Genomic DNA, 16,017 nt, shown 5'->3' with positions numbered 1-16,017 from the left:
GGAGCGATCGCATGACCGGGATGCCGGTGACAACCTACATCGTGAGCGTTTTTGAGGCGCCGCACTGGCGGACTGTCTTGACCACGACAGACATAAACCAGGCTCTGGCCAAGGCAAAGGAAATCGGCGACCAGGCGCGGGTCGAGCGGCGCGTTCAATACGGTGGATGACACGCCGTCAAAACCCGATTCTTGCGCAACCTCACCCCGGCTCCGCCGGCCACCAGCAGCCCGCCGCGTGCCCCCACGCGACGGACCTCTGATGGCGGCTACATCCCAAAGGAATCAACCGCTTGTAGTTGTATTGTGAACCGCGGGATCGCGTCAGCCTATGGTGTGATCGCGGAAGCACGAGGAGATCGGCAACAAGGTCAGGGTTGAGGAGATCACGCCGAAGGTGAACCGGCGCTAGGGCCAGCCAGCCACACGCGGGTCATTGGTCAGCACGGTTCATCGTCGTTCGGCTGCTATACCTACGCAGACTTTCTTCAAGCACGATGGCAGTCGAGATCGCGACACCTCTAGGACCAAACTTCCTTGTGGCCTCCAAAAGACCAAGCGTAGCTCCAGCAAATAATCTGCCGTCATTTGATGTTGATGGATCGTTTGCCGCCGACTGTAGATATTCGTCGACGTCGTTGTAGAGCGCATTGGGAGCCGGCATTTTCAGTTGAACAAGCTGATCAACCGTTGCCCTAGTTCGGCTCTCCCTCTCAAAAAACCAGAAGTAAGCCATGTAGCGAGCGATGCCGTGGAGGGCCAGCACCATTTGAGCCAACCAAATTGCGACAGTGGCAGCTGCGGCTACCACCAATGCTGCCGGCCAATCGTTCCAAATCGACGCTATGGCCAGGACGATCGCAAAATCTAGAATCGACCAAAGGATGATGCCTGCCCAAAAGCTGCGGCTCTCAGATGATTGAAATCGTGTCGCCATGATTGCTGCCGCTGTTAACCTCTCACCAGAATGATGACTAACAGGACTAGGACGCAACCTACGAGCCCGACCAAATGCCTTTGAGATTGCTGGATTTCGGGGATTCGGTTTCGCATCATTTCGAGGTCAGTGAGCATGTCGCGCTGGTTCCCGCGCATCCCCTGCAATTCACTCGCAATACTTTTGATTCGCTCTTCTATGGGGTCGGTCATTTCCGCAGCCTCACCCCAGCCCCGCCGCCATTCTCGGCGACGAACTCGACGCCGGCCAATTCGAGGGCGGCACGCAAGGCCGATTTGTCATGGTTCCGATCTCTTCTAAGCCTGCCAGCCTTTGTCGAAGCAAGACACGTCCAGTCAATTTCGACTAGCAGCAGACCGTTCGCAGGTAATAGCTCGCGCCGTCTATTATCATAAAGCCGGCGCTGCTCGCCCCGGTGCACACCGCTAACTGTTATTCGGTCCGGCTTGTCGAAATGTCTTATCGCCTCGCTACGCTGCCGTTCGCGATACTCGATAACTAGGGCGTGGTTGACGTAAAACGCATCTACCGGGAGACATCGCCGCATTCCTAGTCGTCCAGGATCTCCGCGCAAAAAATCAAAGGTGGCCTGACGCTGTGACTGACAACCTAGAAGCTCGTCGCACAGGTCAAGGACGTATGTCTCATCACTATCCTTTCGCACGTTTTTCCCTCTGCATTACCCGACATAGAACCGGGTCCAATGCCGACCCATTTAGCCCGCTGCCTCACGGAGGCGGGCTTCAGTTACAGCGGCGTGGCAGCCGCCCACAGGTCGGCGTAGGCGGAAATCTTGAGCGTTGTAACCTCGGCCGGGGCTACGGTTATGGACGCTGGCGACCTGCCGGCGAGATTCTTGAACGACTGGCTGACGTTCCAGACCTTGGCGTCGTCGACGATGATAAGCCGATCATGCAATAACCGTGGCGCCGTGGCGCGAGCCTCTATGGGTCGTCTGGCTCCATATTGGGCACCCCATCGATGTGCCGCCGGCGCGAGTGTCGCCACCGTCTTCGGTGAAAAGGAATCAGCCAGCAGATCGATCTTGACTCCTTCGGCCGCCATGGCGGCAAAGTCAGTCAAAACAGTATGATCCAGATACGGGTCCACGAAGAGCAGCCTTGACCTCGCCTCCTTCAAAACCTTGCCGATAGCGGTCATCGCGTCCATTGCGCGCTGCCGACAGCTAGGAAAGACCCAGAAGATGCTGCAGGTGCTGCCAGCTCGGCGCGCGCCAGCGCACGCTGCAGGAGGAGCCAAAAGGTGTTCGCGTAAATGTCTGGGTGCTTGCGATACCATTCCGAAGCATCCCTGACTGCAGCCATATCCATCAGGTTGCCGACCGCCTCGACCAGGGCAACAGCCTGGCTGGCCCATATCGCCTTCTCTGCGCTGTATACCGCCATCCCGGCAGGCATTGACTCGATATGGTGGCCGATGCGGACGTACAGTTCTTGCGCGTCGATCGATCGGGTAAGCATGGTCACCTCGACGCCTCTTGTATGTCACGTCCATATCGCATGGACCTAGCGGAGTGTGACAGGGAACCCTTGGAAATCAAACTGCCACGCCGGCCCAGAATCGGATCAGGCTCGCAGTTGTAGCCCACGGTGTAGCCCAAAGTCGAAAAGCACCCAAAATTCAAGGATGCTAAACTTTGTCTAAGTGCTTGAAAAGATTTGGCTCCCCGGGCCGGGCTATATGAGCCAAATCTAACCGCGTGGGATATACCAAATTATCTCAACGATACCAATGCGTTGCACCGTATCCCTCTGCTGACCACATTCTGCTGTTGTGGACCTCTCGCGGGATGAATGTGTACCGCAACGCCGTCCGCTTGCCAAGATGTGGCGGCTTCTCCCGCTTTGCCGCGTGTATGCAAACCTGATCTAGTAGGTTGTACGGTTTCGGTACGAGAGGGGTGCATCGATGGGCGAGGACGACGCGAAATTCTTCCAGCTTCGCAGGGAGGGGAGGACGTACCTCACCAAGGTCTTCACCCACGGCACGATCAATCCTGAAAAGCGACGCCTTGCCCACGGTGTCTTCGAGGGGACCGAACGCGCCTTGCTCGGCGAAATTGAAGGTGCCCTTTGCCTGCGGCTGACCGGTGAACAGCGGAAGACCCAAGTTACGGCGTTGGTCAGTCAGGATGACGCTTCGGTAAGGCGGGTGACCCTGCAAACGTTTCAAAGCCGTGTCGGGGACTGTACCAAGGCTATGCGAAAGATGCCTTCACGTTCCGTTCGGATGAGTTCGAAAAGCTCCTCGAGTTCTTGAGGCGGATCAAGTTCATAGACCTGTCTAACGAAGATCGATTTCAGGTTGAGGACATCTCTGTCACGGCTGGTCCAAAAATCATCACCGACGCCGCCGATCGCTCCCTGATCAACCGCATTAGGGGCATGGATGAGAGCCAGCGTGAGCAATTGTTCCGTTCGTTGCAGGCCAGTCTCTCACCTGAAGAGGTCAACCTTCTCTTAGGTAGGCGACAGGCGTTGGAGGTGTTCCAGGCCAGACTTGAGGACGGGACTTGGACGGAAGGCAGTTGGCAAGATTTTTTCGAAGCCCAGAACTGGGTTTTTGGGTACGGGCTCGACTACCGGATCATGCGCCTGTTTGATCGCGAATTGGTGGTTGGGACGGCGGGGACCGACAACCAGAACAAGCCCACGGTCGACTTCTTGATGAACTTTACGGACTACACGGTATTGGTCGAAATCAAACGGCCCGATACCGAGATATTCCAATCCCGGAAAGGCCGCTCTGGCACATGGCGGTTCAGTGTAGAGTTCATGGACGCAGTTTCACAGGTTCTTGAGCAGAAGGCCGAATGGATGGCTGCGGCCCAATCCAGCGACCGCTTCGACAAATCTGGGAAGCGTCGGCTAGAAGCGAGAACGCGTGACGCGAAGGCCATCTTGGTCATTGGCAGCCGCAACGAATTTGATGCCTCGGGCAACTTGAGGGAGGCGGCGTTGAAGCGTGATACGTTTGAACTGTTTCGGCGGGACACGCGAAATCTGGACATCATCACCTACGATGAATTGTTTGAACGCGCCCATTTCATCACGAGGAGCTAACGCAGGAGCTTACTTTTTGGTGGGCCGGGTCGGCGCGGGGGTGGTTGACGGTTTGCCGGCGTCCGGCTTACCGACGCCGCTAGGAACCCTCGGGGCCGGCGAGGGGCTGGGGGTTCCCCTATGGTCGTAGTTGGGAGTTGGTGGGCGTGCCATTAGGAGCGGTCCTCGTGCTTGTGTAGGCATGAAGTGCTAGAGAAATTACACCAAGGATAAATAGCACAAGCGCCGCGACATTGAGGAGCTTCGTTGTCCCTCGGAACGGGTTTCCACCGCTTTCATAGGCGGTAGATTTGATGACGCATTTGTCTAGCTTGTCGATTTCTCTCTGCGCATCCTCTGCGCCTGTGAAGTAGGACGTGATGTTTGACGATATGGCGGCGCCGAAACAAATCCACGAGGTGAGGAGGTAGCCACTTACGGCTGCGCTGCCCCCTCCAATCTTGTCCATGAAGACGATTGATATGCCGAGGGCACCGCTCGACACGCCCAACAGCGACTTGTCCAGGGTTGTTAGCTGGTCCGACCGCAGCTCAACCATAGCCGCGCGGTGCTTCAAGAGGTCTTCGAAGTACGCCTCCGACAGTTCGCCCTCTTCCTGCTGCATCACCTTGCCCCCTTGCTGTCTCGTCACAATTGTAGGAACATACTCCTAGATGGGGCGACACTCAACAGGAGGTCGTAGTGGTCAGATACAAGCACCCCAAGCAGCTACCGCAAGCGGATTTGCAGCGGTTCCTAGACGCCGCCGAAGGGCTCCATAAGAGCATCGTCAGTCCGCTGATATCGCCGACGTGCGACCACTACAGGTCCATGCAGACGCTTCATGAGGTGCTTTTGAGGACGGTGCGGGAAGTCACCGGGAAGGAAGTGGCTTTCATCCGGTGGAACGGGACGGGACCGGTGCAGAGGTAGCTTACAGCAGGAGGGCCATTTCCTCTATCGCGTCCCACCCATAGATCGAACCGGACTTGGTGACGATGTTGGCGCGTCGGGGCCGGTCCGAGAGCGGCAGGTTCATCGCGTGGACGATTGCCTTTGAGAACGTGTCGAATGGAACACCTTCAGCCCCCGGTTCCGGATACCAGGTGGCGGGCTCAATCAGTCTATGGGGCATTTAGCTTCCCTACCTTACAGGCCAGAAAGCTTGAGATGCTCCACGCGCCGTTCTGTTGGCATGACCCTACGCTCTTGCGCCGTGAACTCCTAACAAAATCGAATTGGGGCTGAAACCAGTGAAGCGCCATCAGGGCTCGCGGAGGTCAAAGGCGACGAACAATCCCAGCACGGTTGATGCTGAAACAATCATGGCCACCAACTCGCAGTCAGTCACGTGGAGGCGCGGGCTCCATTCGCGGATCAATTCGACCGTCGCCTTCACCGATATGATGTCGCCAGCTCGTGCGCTGTTAATGGCTTCCCGCACCAGCTCTCGGGCCGTGCATTCGGGTCGATAGTCGTTTTGAACGTCCATCCCAGCCTCCCCAAAGACAGATATCCAAGGAATAATCTTGTTCCACATTCGCGAGAAAAATCAATGTCCATATTCGCGCCAGGCAGTCGGCCCGAAAATTGCCGAAAAATGCGAGGGGTCGAACTCGACATTTGATGCAGCGCGATACCCCCCGCCGGGGCCGCGCCGCAAGCCCACGCTCGGCCATCGATAGGCCGCCTTTCGGTAGCGGGTAGCCTTGTAGCGGCTGGGAGGGCTGGACGGCCAAGACAGCGGGCAGACCCAAACGCCTCTCTACGGCTCGACCGGACTGGGCCGGCAATTGGGGATTTGTCTGCCACAACGTTCCGTGACATTGGACAGGGCCTATGCTTTGCCGTCCCCAATTTTTTCGGCATCTGTCACCGATGAGGATGCTCTTGGCGAACGCACAGCGATCTCCTCATAAAGGTAGCGAGCGAACATCGAGCCCGCGCCGAGCACCACCCACAAGGGCACCGCAATGGCACCGCCCAGCGCGGCAATGCCTGCGCTATGACCGCCGAAGACCGCAGCGCCAAGGCCGGCGACGGTGAGGCCCAATCGTTGCGCGTTGGAGCGGTTATCCCAACCGTGGCCCTTGATCTGCACCGCGACACTCTTCACGACCGGCCAAATGACCTTGCTGGAGAACGTCGCCTGCACCGCCAGCCTCGCCTTTTTAGGAGCGGACAAATCTGAGCGGCGAATGGCGAGAAGCTTCACCGCCCATGCCTGAAGCGCCCGACCTTCTGTGGCCGATACGCCTTGCGCGATGCGAACCGCCAGCTGGCGTGACTTCATTTCATTCATTGCGTGACCCCACTGCCCCCGCAGGGTCGTAGCAGAACCTCACCGCAAACGATACAGGTCCGCTAGGGTATAGCCCAGCGTACAGCGATGGCACCGTCCGAAAGAGTGTCCGTTAGGGTTGACATGCATCAACGGACAGTTTAGTCAACGTACATCATGCTAACGGACACCAAGGAAGTGCTATGTCCAAGACCATTCTCTATGCCCGCGTCTCGACTGTCGACCAGACGCTCGACCACCAGCGGACCCATGCGGAGGCCGCCGGGTTCACCATTGACGACGTAGTGGCCGACCACGGGGTCTCCGGTGTGAGCACCACGCTTGCCGAGCGCCCCGAGGGCCGCAGGCTTCGGGACATGCTGCGCCGGGGGGATACGCTTGTGGTGCGCTGGGTGGACCGGCTGGGCCGCAACTATCAGGACGTGTGCGACACCATTCGGGAGCTGATGCGCAAGGGCGTGGTGGTCCGGACCGTCATCAACAACATGACCTTCGACGGGGCAACGAAAGACCCGATGCAGCAAGCCGTGAGGGACGCGCTCATTGCCTTCATGGCCGCGACCGCCCAAGCACAGGCCGAGGCCACGAAAGAGGCCCAGCGGGCAGGCATAGACGCCGCTCGGGCACAGGAGGACCGCTACCGGGGCCGTAAGCCGAGCTACAGCCGAGCCACTCTACGGACCGTGAGCGAGATGCTTGCGCAGGGGGAGGGAGCGTCGGCTATCGCAAAGGTGTCGGGCCTAACTCGCCAGACGATCTTGCGCATCAAGGACGACCCGATCTCTGCGGAGCGGGCGCTTGCGGTTTGGGGTCTTTGATGGGGAAACACAGCAATGGTTGAGACAACGGCAATGGCTTTTCTGATAGGCTATGCGGCGCTCGGCGTCGGCGCTCTGCTTTGGAACTGGTTTCTGCGGTGGCTGTGACCGGCGGGCCGCTGCGGGGCAGACTGTTAGCTAGGAAGACAGGCAAAATTGCCCCGAATGCGGGCGTTGTAGAACTTCCCAAGTGACGGGGCCTTGAGAAGACCCTCAAACGTCCGTTGGTCGACGTTGCAGTATTGATACCATTTCGAGTTCAGCCGAAGCAGCAGCAGCTGGGTCGAGAAGCGGGTGTCCTGGAAGCAAACCCGCTTGATCAAACTGCTCTCGTCGGAAGTTGGGAGACAGGTAAACTTCGCGAGATCAACAGCCCCGACGTGCGTGCCCTGGACAACTTCGCCGGAGGCCGCGTCTCGCTCAATGTGTGAGCTGTCTACCAGCAGCGGGTCTTCCCCTACCGTGACTACGGCAAGGACCAACCCCCGTTCGTCAGTAAACAGAAACTTGCACTGTCCAAGACCTGTGCCCGCACAGTCGTACGTTTCCGGATACGCAGCACATACGTCCGGCCGGCCGACGCACTGCCCCTTCGGGAGGGTGGCGGGCTTCCATCCCCGGCTTAGGAGCGTTTGGCGGGCTTCCGGGTACGTCATCCCACTCACCAGATTTCCGGCCAAATCCTTAGCGACGGCAGGCTCCCCGGCACCGAAGCTTGTAAGCGCGAGAACGATAAGGGCGGAGGTGATCTTCAACATCATATCCTTCTGAACTGCGCCCCCTGAAGGGTGTCATGGCAAGGCCGTTCCTATATTGAGTAGGCGGCAACTGTGCGCCGCCCTCCTATTTCGGGCACAGCAGCGATGTAAACCCCTTGCAATACAAGGCTCCGCACTGGATTAGGGTTCCTGTGCCAAATAATGTAACGAATTCAGTGGCATAGTCGTTGACATTGTATCCGGATGGCCCCATATTGGCGCTACGCATACCCGAGTGGTGGGCTAGACCCGACCACTGAACCACCCTGAAGTCCAACCCGCTCAAAGCGGCCTCCGGCCCAAGAGCCCCAATCCAAAACCAGTTTGGCTGTACTGCGAACAGCCCGGTCGATTGCAGCCATGCCTGACGTGCCCTTAGGGGCCGCAGCGGGACCGTACGGGGCAAGACGATGATCCCCGGCCGAACCATAGAATGGAAGCGGGCTTGCACCCGGGACCGGCACACCCGCCGGATGTGCAAGTACCGCATAAGCCGCCAATCCGGATTAGTCTCCGGAGCGGGAGCGGAACCAAGGGGTTATTTTCCCCAAGGGGGAACCGTGAACCGGGCAGGTCAGGACGACACCCGGCGGCGACTAGACACCATCAAATCATGGTCGGGGAAACTCGACCTTTTTTCAACTCATCCATCCCTCTGTGCTTGGGGGCGGATACAAACATTAGGAGAAATGAATGCGAACATGTCGCGCTGCACACTGCGGCGCACCTACCACTTCCCGCTTCAGCCCGCACTGTCGGCGCCACAAGAGCCGACTACGGCGCCAGGGCGACGTCGAGCAGACCGCCATCAGGCGGAGTGAGCTTGCGCCCTACGTTGCCCGTGTGCGGGAACGTATCGCGAAGAACGCCCATAGTCCCCTTTGGGACCACTTGGATGCCCGCTGGGCTGCTCTGGCAAGCTCGGCAAAGGACACTGCCGGCAACCGGGTTCAAAGCCGATACCAGCGGCAGGCGGCGCATGAAGTGCTGAACCTCGACGCCGAATGCTCTGCAAGGGACATAGCTGTCACTGCCTTGGCGATGTTCATGTTCTGGAGCGAGAGACCGGAGCGGTTCCTGTCCGACGCCGCATTTCGCCTCCAGCTTGCGAAGCGGGTGCGGGCACTTTCCAGCAGGCATTCGGGCCTGCGCTACGACCACCGAAGGGGGGAACAGGAGCGCGTCTACCGGGAGCTTAGTCCCAAGTCTGGAATGATAGTCGCTCGTGATCTGGCCGCCGCTTTTGGGGGTGCCGGACTACAACTCGCAGAACTCGAAAAACGTGATCAAGAAAGGAAACAAGCAATGACCGATGAAATCAACCAAGCCCTTCGGGAGCTCGTGTGACGACGAGCCTCGAAGCACCACGAGACCAAATGTTCCGCTTTGAGCTGACCACTCAAGGCCCACTTCAGGAACTTGCGGATGACGTCGCGACGCTGGTCTTGACGCATGAACAGCGCAGTGGGTCCCGCAAACGTCAACGAAGGCCGGCAGACGCAAAGGCGTTCGAGAGTGCTGTAAACACCATCGTCGCCAATCTAGCCCACTACGCCCTGTTCCCGCCCGAGCAGGGCCGCATTACGCTGCCGCTGGGCCACCGCAAGCGGGCCACGGTTGGGAGGACCGTTGACGGCTTCGGCAAGCCTCTACCGGCTCTTCTAGGGGCGCTGGAGGCCGTAGGGGTGGTGACAGTGGCAAAGCCCCAGGAGGCCGGGTACGCCACTACAATCGCTCCTACGCCGGCGTTTGCAGGAGAGGTTCGGTCAAGGGGCATCAACAGTCCAGAATTCGTGAGAAGGACGGACCTGCCGGCGCTGGTCCTAACGCGGAAGGACCAATGGGGCAGACGAGAGCACGTCCCAATCCCGCAGACCGACGACGCTGCATCAAAGGCGGCACAGGTGCGGAAGTTCAACGAACGGCTTGCGGTTGCCGATTTCGCTTACGTGGGGAACCAACCCACTGACGCTCACGACCGAAGATTGGTCAGACGCTTCACGCTGCCTCCAGGCGCAAGATCCACGAAGCTTGTATACAGCGGCCGTCTTTTCGGAGGCTTCTGGCAGCAGATGAGGAGGACTGAACGCAGGCACATCAGGATTGGAGGCGAGTGGATTGGGGAACTCGACTATGGCCAAATGTTCCCTCGGCTCGCCTATGCCAAGGTTGGTGCTGCTCCTCCCGAGGGAAGCCCGTACGACTTGCCTGGGACTGAAGAGTTCACCGACGAACAAAGGCGTGCTGTGAAGAGCGGCTTCAACGCCTTCCTCTTCAAGGCCACGACAATGCGCAAGTGGCACCCGGACATCTTGCAAGGGTTGCCTCCGGAGTGGACGGCGGGTCGCTTCAAGCAAGCGATGTTGAGGAAGCATCCTCTGCTGGCACCGGTGCTCAACTGCGGGATCGGCTATGAGCTGATGTACACGGAGAGTGAAATCCTATGCCGTGTGTTGGAAAGGACTTTGCTGGAGGACTTCGCCGTTCTTCCTATCCACGATGCTGTTTTGTTACCGGTCACTAAGGCGACAGTGATTGCGGAGATCATGGCAGAGGAGGCAGAACGAGTATCGGGATCACGTATCAGGGTGGCCCTCAAGCGTAGCCTTTAGGTGGTGTTTACTGTGTAGAGAGTGGGGGAGGAGCGTCTCCCTACACCTCTACAACCCTCCACTCCCCCCATCTATCTTCCATTGTGGGACCCGTAAGACAGCAGCTAGTGGTCGGCTTTTCAGCTGCCGGATGGATCGCGTTGGATTGAACTGGTTCCACGCGGCGCGAAGAAACAAGTCCACCGCATTCTGTATCTGCCAACGCGAAACGTCGGATAGAGCGTCTCGCAGATATGATACTGATCGTCCGGGGCGGCTTGGACGCGATCCCTCGGGATGAACCACTCCCCCGTTGGCGGATCGTTGCGGGAATAGGGCTGCGGTTGTTTGACGTAGTATCCTTCTCTACTCGATCTGACATCATTGGGATCGACAGGGTGACAATCTCGATTGCCACAACATCGCCAATGAAGAACGGGGTCAGTCTTGGCCGTGTACCAACCGTGAGCATTGGCATCGCCGGCCAAGGTAATGGCGAGCAAGGCCAGACGCAGCTGCAACCGCCCCATGGATTTGAGCCCCTCAACTCTAAATCCTACGTATCATATTAGTGATCGCTAATCAATTGACAGAGGTCGCCACCGGCCGACGCAATGGTCCCATTTGGTCGCTTTAGCACTAGCTAAAGGAACGCTTGCGACTGTACAATATCCAATAAAGGAACGCTGCGTAGGTGCTGCATATTCCGGCAGCATGGGCTTTGTCTGCCCGTGGTCGTTGCGGGTCAGTTGTGGTGGCCGTGACCGTTGCGCTGTGAGGTGAAAATTATGGGGCGTTTCACTCTTCTTCTGCCTGTGCTCGGATTTTGGCTCGCGGCGTTTGTTACGCCTTCAAATGCTGAAGACTATACCAAGCCCGGTCCGTTTGCGGTTGGTCTCCAGAAGTTCACGTTTTCCGATACGTCCGGCAGCCATTCCATGGCAGCCATGATCTGGTATCCTGCCGCTGGTCCCGCGCCAGCCCCCACCGCGATCCTGCATGAAGCGATGGATGCGCCGGCAGCGACCACCGGTCCCTATCCGCTGGTAGTCGTGATCCATGGGCTTTCAGGCGTCGGCTCCATTTTCGGTTCGGTAGGTCGGCACCTCGCGTCCCATGGCTTCGTCGTAGCGGCTGCCGATTACGATACCGGCCCTTTCGATGATGACGGAGGTTTCTCGGCAGATCGGCATCTGGTCTGGTTGCTCTACAATCGCCCGGCCAATGTGGTGCGAGTGATTGCCTATGTCGACGAGTTGAGCGTCTCGGGTGGAAAGCTCGCCGGGGTCGTCGACACCTCTCGCATTGGCGTCTGGGGATTGTCTACCGGTGGTACCACCGCGTTCCAGGCGGCGGGCGCACAAATCGACCTAAAGGCGCTGGATACTTGGTGTGCTGCAAACAAAGAGGATAGCGGAGCTACTGAAGCCTGCCAATTCGTCGGCCACGAGCAAGCCATCGCGGCGCACTATGGCGTTGCAGATCCCTTTGCGGCACCAATGCCGCCCATTTGGGACAAGCGCGTTTCGGCTCTCGTCGCCGCAGCTCCGGGCGGCGAGCTGCACGCGTTTGGAGACAAAGGCATTGCGGCGGTCAGGCTGCCGACGTTGATAATGTTCGCTTCCGACGACAGGGTTGTCTCGCCTAAACTCAACGCTTTGTGGGCGTATGACGGCATCGGTAGTGCAGACAAGGCATTGGCCGTGTTTGACCATGGCGGGCATACGTTGTTCATGAACCCATTGAAGCCCAACTTCTATGAGGCGACAGCACTGGCCACCGCGTTCTTCCTCGCCATTCTCAAAGGCAGCTCCGAGGCCAGCACAACGCTGACGCATGATGCGGTAGCGTTTCCGGGCTTAAGCTATCGGTCGACGCTACACTAAAAGGACCTCCGCGAGGCGTGACAAGGATCACATCGCTGGTTCGGGCGCGAAAAAGCAATTCTCATCCTCTTCGGCGGGATGCAGACATATGTGAAAATTGTCGTCGCCGGATGGGATTACCGCATCGTACGGCACGAAGTAGCGGTTCTGATGAGTGACTTTTGGATGGTCGCCTGGTCGCAGGATAATCACGTAGCCATCTGGCCGGGGCGTCACAGTTGAACCGGCAATTTTCCCGCAGTCCCCAGTGACGGGATCGCCGTGGCAACAAGCGGGTGGATAGCCCCAATTCCGAGCCGGGCCGTGGGCTAACGCCGCGCCTCCCTCCAGCGCAGCAGCCGTGGCGATCACGCCTGCAAGGCACGTCACCTGTCTTGTCCCGACCGCATGCATTGATTGGGGGCCGCCTCAAGGGCAACTGATGTCGTCAAGGTCATCATACACCATTAGCCTGCACTAATATATGCTGGAAGTGGCCACCTGTTGGGTGTATCTTCCTCCTTATCGGCGGAGGGATGCCGAAATGCGGGGTTTATTCGCGAGCTTCCTAATCTTGTTATGTGCCGTCACAACAGCGAACGGCGGTGCGCTCCACGACGCGGCCAAGAGCGGCGATCTCAAGGCAATCACGGCGGCGCTTGATGCTGGCGCCGACATCGAGGAGCAGGAGAAGGGAGCAACACCGCTCTTCCTCGCGGTGCGCAGCGGCCACGTCGAGGCAGCGCAGCTGCTGATCAAACGCGGTGCCGATGTCAACAAAGAAGCGAAGCTCGGCCGGCCAATAACCGTGGCCGTGCTGAAAAACGCCGCCGACATGATCCGGCTGCTACTGGCGCATGGTGCCGACGCCAACGGCAGGACGCGGGGAGAGCCGATGCTGACCCTCGCGGTTGCCAATGGCTGCCTCGATTGCGTCAAGGTGCTGGTCGAGGCAGGTGCTGACGTCAACGCCATCTGGGTCCAGGGCGATGCCAATCAACGGCCGGGCATCATCACGGCCTATCATCTCGCAAAGCACGACGACCATCAGGACATAGCCGCCTACCTTCTGGCGCATGGCGTCGTCATCCTGAAGCCGGAACCGATTTCCGGCCGGCTCGCGAAGGGCGACCCCCCCAAAGGCGCGGCCTTCTTTGCCACCACGTGCGCCCCCTGCCATGTCGTGCGGCCAAAAGATAATTCCACCATAGGGCCGAACCTGTGGAACGTCGTCGGACGCGACAAGGCCTCGACGAACTTCGAGCGCTACTCCAAGACCCTGCTGGCCTTAGACGGGACCTGGACATACGAGGACCTCAACGTCTTCCTCGCCGGACCCACGCTCACCACGCCCGGGGTGAACATGGACTTCCGAGGCGTGCCCGACGAAGCCGACCGGCTGAACGTGATCGCCTATCTTAGAACGCTCGCCGACACACCGGTGCCACTGCCGTAGGGGTGTGCGTTTAGCACGGCCATGTGTAAGTTGATCCTCACCCTTGCCTTCGTGCTTACCTGTGGCCCTGTGTCCGCAGCAGAGCATTGGTTTGCCGAGGACGGCGACACGCTGTGGCATGACAAGAAACGAATTCAATTGCTCGGTTTTGATGCCCCCGAACTTTCGCAGGCGTGTTTTGATGCCGCTGGCAAAATCTGGCCCTGCGGCAAGTATGCGCGTGACCACGTTCAACATCTTATTGCCTCGGGCGATGTATCTTGCATCATCGAAGGCAAGGACCGTTATGACGACGACGTCGGCGTCTGCTTCGTGGGAGGCATCGATGTCGGACGGGACCTGGTGAAACACGGATTGGCGGTAGCCGACACTCGATACCTTGCCGAGGAGCAAGAAGCCCGCATTGCCAAACGCAACTTGTGGGCAGGGAGCTTTATCAAACGGCGATAGCAGCTACGGGCGTCCACCCCCCGATCCATACCCGCCGGGATCAATGCGATTAGTCTCATGGCTTCCTCAACCCCACACCCGGGCCACCACCATTCTCGGCAATGAACTCAACGCGAAGACGACGGGAACCTGGCCTTCAGAGCGTGCTTCGGGTCCGAGCGGTGCTTCCTACCAGCCGGACCCGCGAAGCCCCTCAAACCGCCCCGACCGGACATAGAACAGGGCCTATTGGCTTTTGCCAGTCAGCCCCAGGGCAGCTTTGAGCGCCCGCTGGGCTACCTCCAGCATGGCGTCTTGTCCATGACCATAGTCCTCTCCGACGCTCCCCGACGAGTGACCAAGCACGATGTCTTGATCCGCCTTTGAGACACCAGCCAGCCGAAAGCGGTCCTTCATAAGGTGGCGAAGGGAGTGCGTAGTGACTTTGGGATCGGTGACCACTACCCGAACGTGCTTGCCAAGGGCAGCGGAAGCGGAGGATGCACCATTCGGCCGCCCGTACGCAGGGAACAGCATCGCCGAACCGCCCGCAGCCTTCACGGCCGCTTTGGCAGCATCCAGCGCAGTGCCAACCAACGGGACACGACGTCGGGACACGGCGTTCTTGATGCGCCTGTCATCGTGCCACTCAACCGTTATGTGGGGGATGGCATGGTCTAGGCGAACGTCCGACACCCGCAAACCCGCCACCTCCGCCAGACGGCACCCGGTACCCTCAAGCATCTGCCAAATCCGCTGGAGGGCAGGGTTGGCAAGGAACAGGATGCGGGCCGTCGTGTGTTTCAGCTCATCGGCCTGGAAGGGGCGGCGCCTGTCCCTGTCGGGTTCAGCCTTGTCTTTCGGGGCGGCCTCAAGGTTCATGAAGGGGTTAGCCACGCCGGCTAGGTCATATTCCCGGATTGCGTGGTTCACGACCGCGCGGACCACATTCAAATAACGATCTACGGACGACGCCTTGCGCCCATCCGCCATATGGACGCGGACCTCTTTGGCATCTTCACGCTTGAGGCTCGCCAACGTCCGATCACGTTGGAGCGCCTCGCTCACCAGCTTGAAGACGCGATCCAACTCCATAGTCTTCTTAGCGTCATCTCCCACGCGTTCTTTGAGATAGAGCTTCCGGGCGTCCTCTATCGTGGGGGCAGGGCGGGACAGCTTATCCCTGCCAGAAAGGATAGCCACGGCGCGGCCTTCCACCGGGTCTTCGCCCTGTTCGGACCTCGATAGGTAACTCTCCCGGATCACGTCAGCGGCATCGGGGTGGCTTCCGGGCAGCGTACGGCCGCCAATGTGGACCATCGTACACGCCAGCTCTTGCGCCCGCAGCTCTGCCAGCCTGTGCAACTCCATGGGCGTGACCGTAGATAGGTCAGGCCCGCCGCTCCGCCGCCGCGTCTCGGCCACGAGCCGCTCAAACTCACCGCTGACCTTTGGGTAGTTGCGCAGAGCCTCTCGCTCTGTAGATCCGAGAAGGCGCTTGAACTCCCCCTGTCCGAGGAGCGGCGCTACGTCGCGGGGAAGCCTTCTACGGTAGTGCCAAGTGCCAGCTTTAGTCTTGAGAACGTTCTTCAATACAAGCCCCATTGTGGACCTCCGGTGTACCGGAATGTGGACCGCTAGAAAAGGCTCGGCCTTGAAAACGTTGAGAAATATGGACTTTCGTGTGGAAAGTGGCTCCCCGGGCCGGATTCGAACCAGCGACCAACCGGTTAACAGCCGCTTCAGGGATAGCCAACCAGACCGCATTACCGGTTGGTC

General features: G+C 59.1%; 18 protein-coding genes. 9 read left to right on the top strand and 9 right to left on the bottom strand.

What is annotated here, in order from left to right:
- Positions 1-11: 11 nt before the first annotated feature.
- Complete coding sequence (locus AC1DVW_RS17620) at positions 12-170, top strand: hypothetical protein (protein ID WP_477247943.1); 159 nt, start codon at positions 12-14, stop codon at positions 168-170.
- Positions 171-432: 262 nt separating this feature from the next.
- Here AC1DVW_RS17620 and AC1DVW_RS17615 read toward each other — a convergent pair whose 3' ends face one another.
- The 3 genes from AC1DVW_RS17615 to AC1DVW_RS17605 all read right to left on the bottom strand — a co-directional run bounded on the left by AC1DVW_RS17615 (position 433) and on the right by AC1DVW_RS17605 (position 2,444).
- A complete protein-coding gene (locus AC1DVW_RS17615) occupies positions 433-936 on the bottom strand; it encodes a hypothetical protein (protein WP_477324697.1) in 504 nt (167 codons plus the stop codon).
- Positions 937-1,704: 768 nt separating this feature from the next.
- Positions 1,705-2,127: a hypothetical protein gene (locus AC1DVW_RS17610; protein ID WP_477324695.1), complete on the bottom strand. Its 423-nt coding sequence runs from the start codon at positions 2,125-2,127 to the stop codon at positions 1,705-1,707.
- Positions 2,115-2,444, bottom strand: a complete 330-nt coding sequence (locus AC1DVW_RS17605; protein WP_477324693.1) for a hypothetical protein — start codon at positions 2,442-2,444, stop codon at positions 2,115-2,117. Before AC1DVW_RS17605 ends, AC1DVW_RS17610 begins: the two co-directional genes overlap by 13 nt.
- A gap of 442 nt (positions 2,445-2,886) precedes the next feature.
- Here AC1DVW_RS17605 and AC1DVW_RS17600 point away from each other — a divergent pair, with 442 nt between their 5' ends.
- Positions 2,887-3,237 carry a hypothetical protein gene (locus AC1DVW_RS17600; RefSeq protein ID WP_477324691.1) on the top strand — a complete coding sequence of 117 codons (351 nt, stop codon included), beginning with the start codon at positions 2,887-2,889 and terminating at the stop codon, positions 3,235-3,237.
- Positions 3,234-4,040: a Shedu immune nuclease family protein gene (locus tag AC1DVW_RS17595; protein WP_477324689.1), complete on the top strand. Its 807-nt coding sequence runs from the start codon at positions 3,234-3,236 to the stop codon at positions 4,038-4,040. Before AC1DVW_RS17600 ends, AC1DVW_RS17595 begins: the two co-directional genes overlap by 4 nt.
- Before the next feature lie 118 nt (positions 4,041-4,158).
- On the opposite strand, the gene AC1DVW_RS17590 is transcribed toward AC1DVW_RS17595, so the two are convergent.
- The 4 genes from AC1DVW_RS17590 to AC1DVW_RS17575 form a co-directional block, all read right to left on the bottom strand.
- A complete protein-coding gene (locus tag AC1DVW_RS17590; RefSeq protein ID WP_477324687.1) occupies positions 4,159-4,644 on the bottom strand; it encodes a hypothetical protein in 486 nt (161 codons plus the stop codon).
- A 309-nt stretch (positions 4,645-4,953) separates the two neighbouring features.
- Positions 4,954-5,154, bottom strand: a complete 201-nt coding sequence (locus AC1DVW_RS17585) for a hypothetical protein (protein WP_477324685.1) — start codon at positions 5,152-5,154, stop codon at positions 4,954-4,956.
- 129 nt (positions 5,155-5,283) lie between these two features.
- The gene (locus tag AC1DVW_RS17580; RefSeq protein ID WP_477324683.1) at positions 5,284-5,511 is read right to left on the bottom strand and encodes a hypothetical protein; all 228 of its coding nucleotides are present in this window, start codon (positions 5,509-5,511) and stop codon (positions 5,284-5,286) included.
- 345 nt (positions 5,512-5,856) lie between these two features.
- Positions 5,857-6,321 carry a hypothetical protein gene (locus tag AC1DVW_RS17575; protein WP_477324681.1) on the bottom strand — a complete coding sequence of 155 codons (465 nt, stop codon included), beginning with the start codon at positions 6,319-6,321 and terminating at the stop codon, positions 5,857-5,859.
- A gap of 182 nt (positions 6,322-6,503) precedes the next feature.
- Between AC1DVW_RS17575 and AC1DVW_RS17570 the strand changes: the two genes are divergently transcribed.
- Entirely contained in the window at positions 6,504-7,139 is a 636-nt protein-coding gene (locus AC1DVW_RS17570) for a recombinase family protein (RefSeq protein WP_477324679.1), read from the top strand.
- 134 nt (positions 7,140-7,273) lie between these two features.
- On the opposite strand, the gene AC1DVW_RS17565 is transcribed toward AC1DVW_RS17570, so the two are convergent.
- Complete coding sequence (locus tag AC1DVW_RS17565; RefSeq protein ID WP_477324677.1) at positions 7,274-7,897, bottom strand: KTSC domain-containing protein; 624 nt, start codon at positions 7,895-7,897, stop codon at positions 7,274-7,276.
- An 891-nt stretch (positions 7,898-8,788) separates the two neighbouring features.
- Between AC1DVW_RS17565 and AC1DVW_RS17560 the strand changes: the two genes are divergently transcribed.
- The 5 genes from AC1DVW_RS17560 to AC1DVW_RS17540 all read left to right on the top strand — a co-directional run bounded on the left by AC1DVW_RS17560 (position 8,789) and on the right by AC1DVW_RS17540 (position 14,259).
- Positions 8,789-9,244 carry a hypothetical protein gene (locus AC1DVW_RS17560; protein ID WP_477324675.1) on the top strand — a complete coding sequence of 152 codons (456 nt, stop codon included), beginning with the start codon at positions 8,789-8,791 and terminating at the stop codon, positions 9,242-9,244.
- 29 nt (positions 9,245-9,273) lie between these two features.
- Positions 9,274-10,509 carry a hypothetical protein gene (locus AC1DVW_RS17555; protein WP_477324673.1) on the top strand — a complete coding sequence of 412 codons (1,236 nt, stop codon included), beginning with the start codon at positions 9,274-9,276 and terminating at the stop codon, positions 10,507-10,509.
- A 767-nt stretch (positions 10,510-11,276) separates the two neighbouring features.
- Positions 11,277-12,374: an alpha/beta hydrolase family protein gene (locus AC1DVW_RS17550; protein ID WP_477324671.1), complete on the top strand. Its 1,098-nt coding sequence runs from the start codon at positions 11,277-11,279 to the stop codon at positions 12,372-12,374.
- Positions 12,375-12,837: 463 nt separating this feature from the next.
- Entirely contained in the window at positions 12,838-13,809 is a 972-nt protein-coding gene (locus AC1DVW_RS17545; RefSeq protein ID WP_477324669.1) for an ankyrin repeat domain-containing protein, read from the top strand.
- A gap of 30 nt (positions 13,810-13,839) precedes the next feature.
- Positions 13,840-14,259, top strand: coding sequence for a thermonuclease family protein (locus tag AC1DVW_RS17540; protein ID WP_477324667.1), 420 nt, complete (start codon positions 13,840-13,842; stop codon positions 14,257-14,259).
- Positions 14,260-14,484: 225 nt separating this feature from the next.
- Here AC1DVW_RS17540 and AC1DVW_RS17535 read toward each other — a convergent pair whose 3' ends face one another.
- Positions 14,485-15,843 carry a tyrosine-type recombinase/integrase gene (locus AC1DVW_RS17535; protein ID WP_477324665.1) on the bottom strand — a complete coding sequence of 453 codons (1,359 nt, stop codon included), beginning with the start codon at positions 15,841-15,843 and terminating at the stop codon, positions 14,485-14,487.
- Positions 15,844-16,017 lie beyond the last annotated feature (174 nt).

The sequence above is a fragment of the Mesorhizobium sp. P3_B5 genome (genome assembly GCF_056402815.1).
Note: the sequence above shows the minus strand (reverse complement) of the source record. Positions and strands in the feature narration are given on the sequence as shown.

Coding starts and splice junctions, on each gene's coding strand:
- AC1DVW_RS17620 (WP_477247943.1), top strand. CDS start 12: ATGACCGGGATGCCGGTGACAACCTACATCGTGAGCGTTTTTGAGGCG.
- AC1DVW_RS17615 (WP_477324697.1), bottom strand. CDS start 936: ATGGCGACACGATTTCAATCATCTGAGAGCCGCAGCTTTTGGGCAGGC.
- AC1DVW_RS17610 (WP_477324695.1), bottom strand. CDS start 2,127: ATGGACGCGATGACCGCTATCGGCAAGGTTTTGAAGGAGGCGAGGTCA.
- AC1DVW_RS17600 (WP_477324691.1), top strand. CDS start 2,887: ATGGGCGAGGACGACGCGAAATTCTTCCAGCTTCGCAGGGAGGGGAGG.
- AC1DVW_RS17590 (WP_477324687.1), bottom strand. CDS start 4,644: ATGCAGCAGGAAGAGGGCGAACTGTCGGAGGCGTACTTCGAAGACCTC.
- AC1DVW_RS17585 (WP_477324685.1), bottom strand. CDS start 5,154: ATGCCCCATAGACTGATTGAGCCCGCCACCTGGTATCCGGAACCGGGG.
- AC1DVW_RS17580 (WP_477324683.1), bottom strand. CDS start 5,511: ATGGACGTTCAAAACGACTATCGACCCGAATGCACGGCCCGAGAGCTG.
- AC1DVW_RS17575 (WP_477324681.1), bottom strand. CDS start 6,321: ATGAATGAAATGAAGTCACGCCAGCTGGCGGTTCGCATCGCGCAAGGC.
- AC1DVW_RS17570 (WP_477324679.1), top strand. CDS start 6,504: ATGTCCAAGACCATTCTCTATGCCCGCGTCTCGACTGTCGACCAGACG.
- AC1DVW_RS17565 (WP_477324677.1), bottom strand. CDS start 7,897: ATGTTGAAGATCACCTCCGCCCTTATCGTTCTCGCGCTTACAAGCTTC.
- AC1DVW_RS17555 (WP_477324673.1), top strand. CDS start 9,274: ATGTTCCGCTTTGAGCTGACCACTCAAGGCCCACTTCAGGAACTTGCG.
- AC1DVW_RS17550 (WP_477324671.1), top strand. CDS start 11,277: ATGGGGCGTTTCACTCTTCTTCTGCCTGTGCTCGGATTTTGGCTCGCG.
- AC1DVW_RS17545 (WP_477324669.1), top strand. CDS start 12,838: ATGCTGGAAGTGGCCACCTGTTGGGTGTATCTTCCTCCTTATCGGCGG.
- AC1DVW_RS17535 (WP_477324665.1), bottom strand. CDS start 15,843: ATGGGGCTTGTATTGAAGAACGTTCTCAAGACTAAAGCTGGCACTTGG.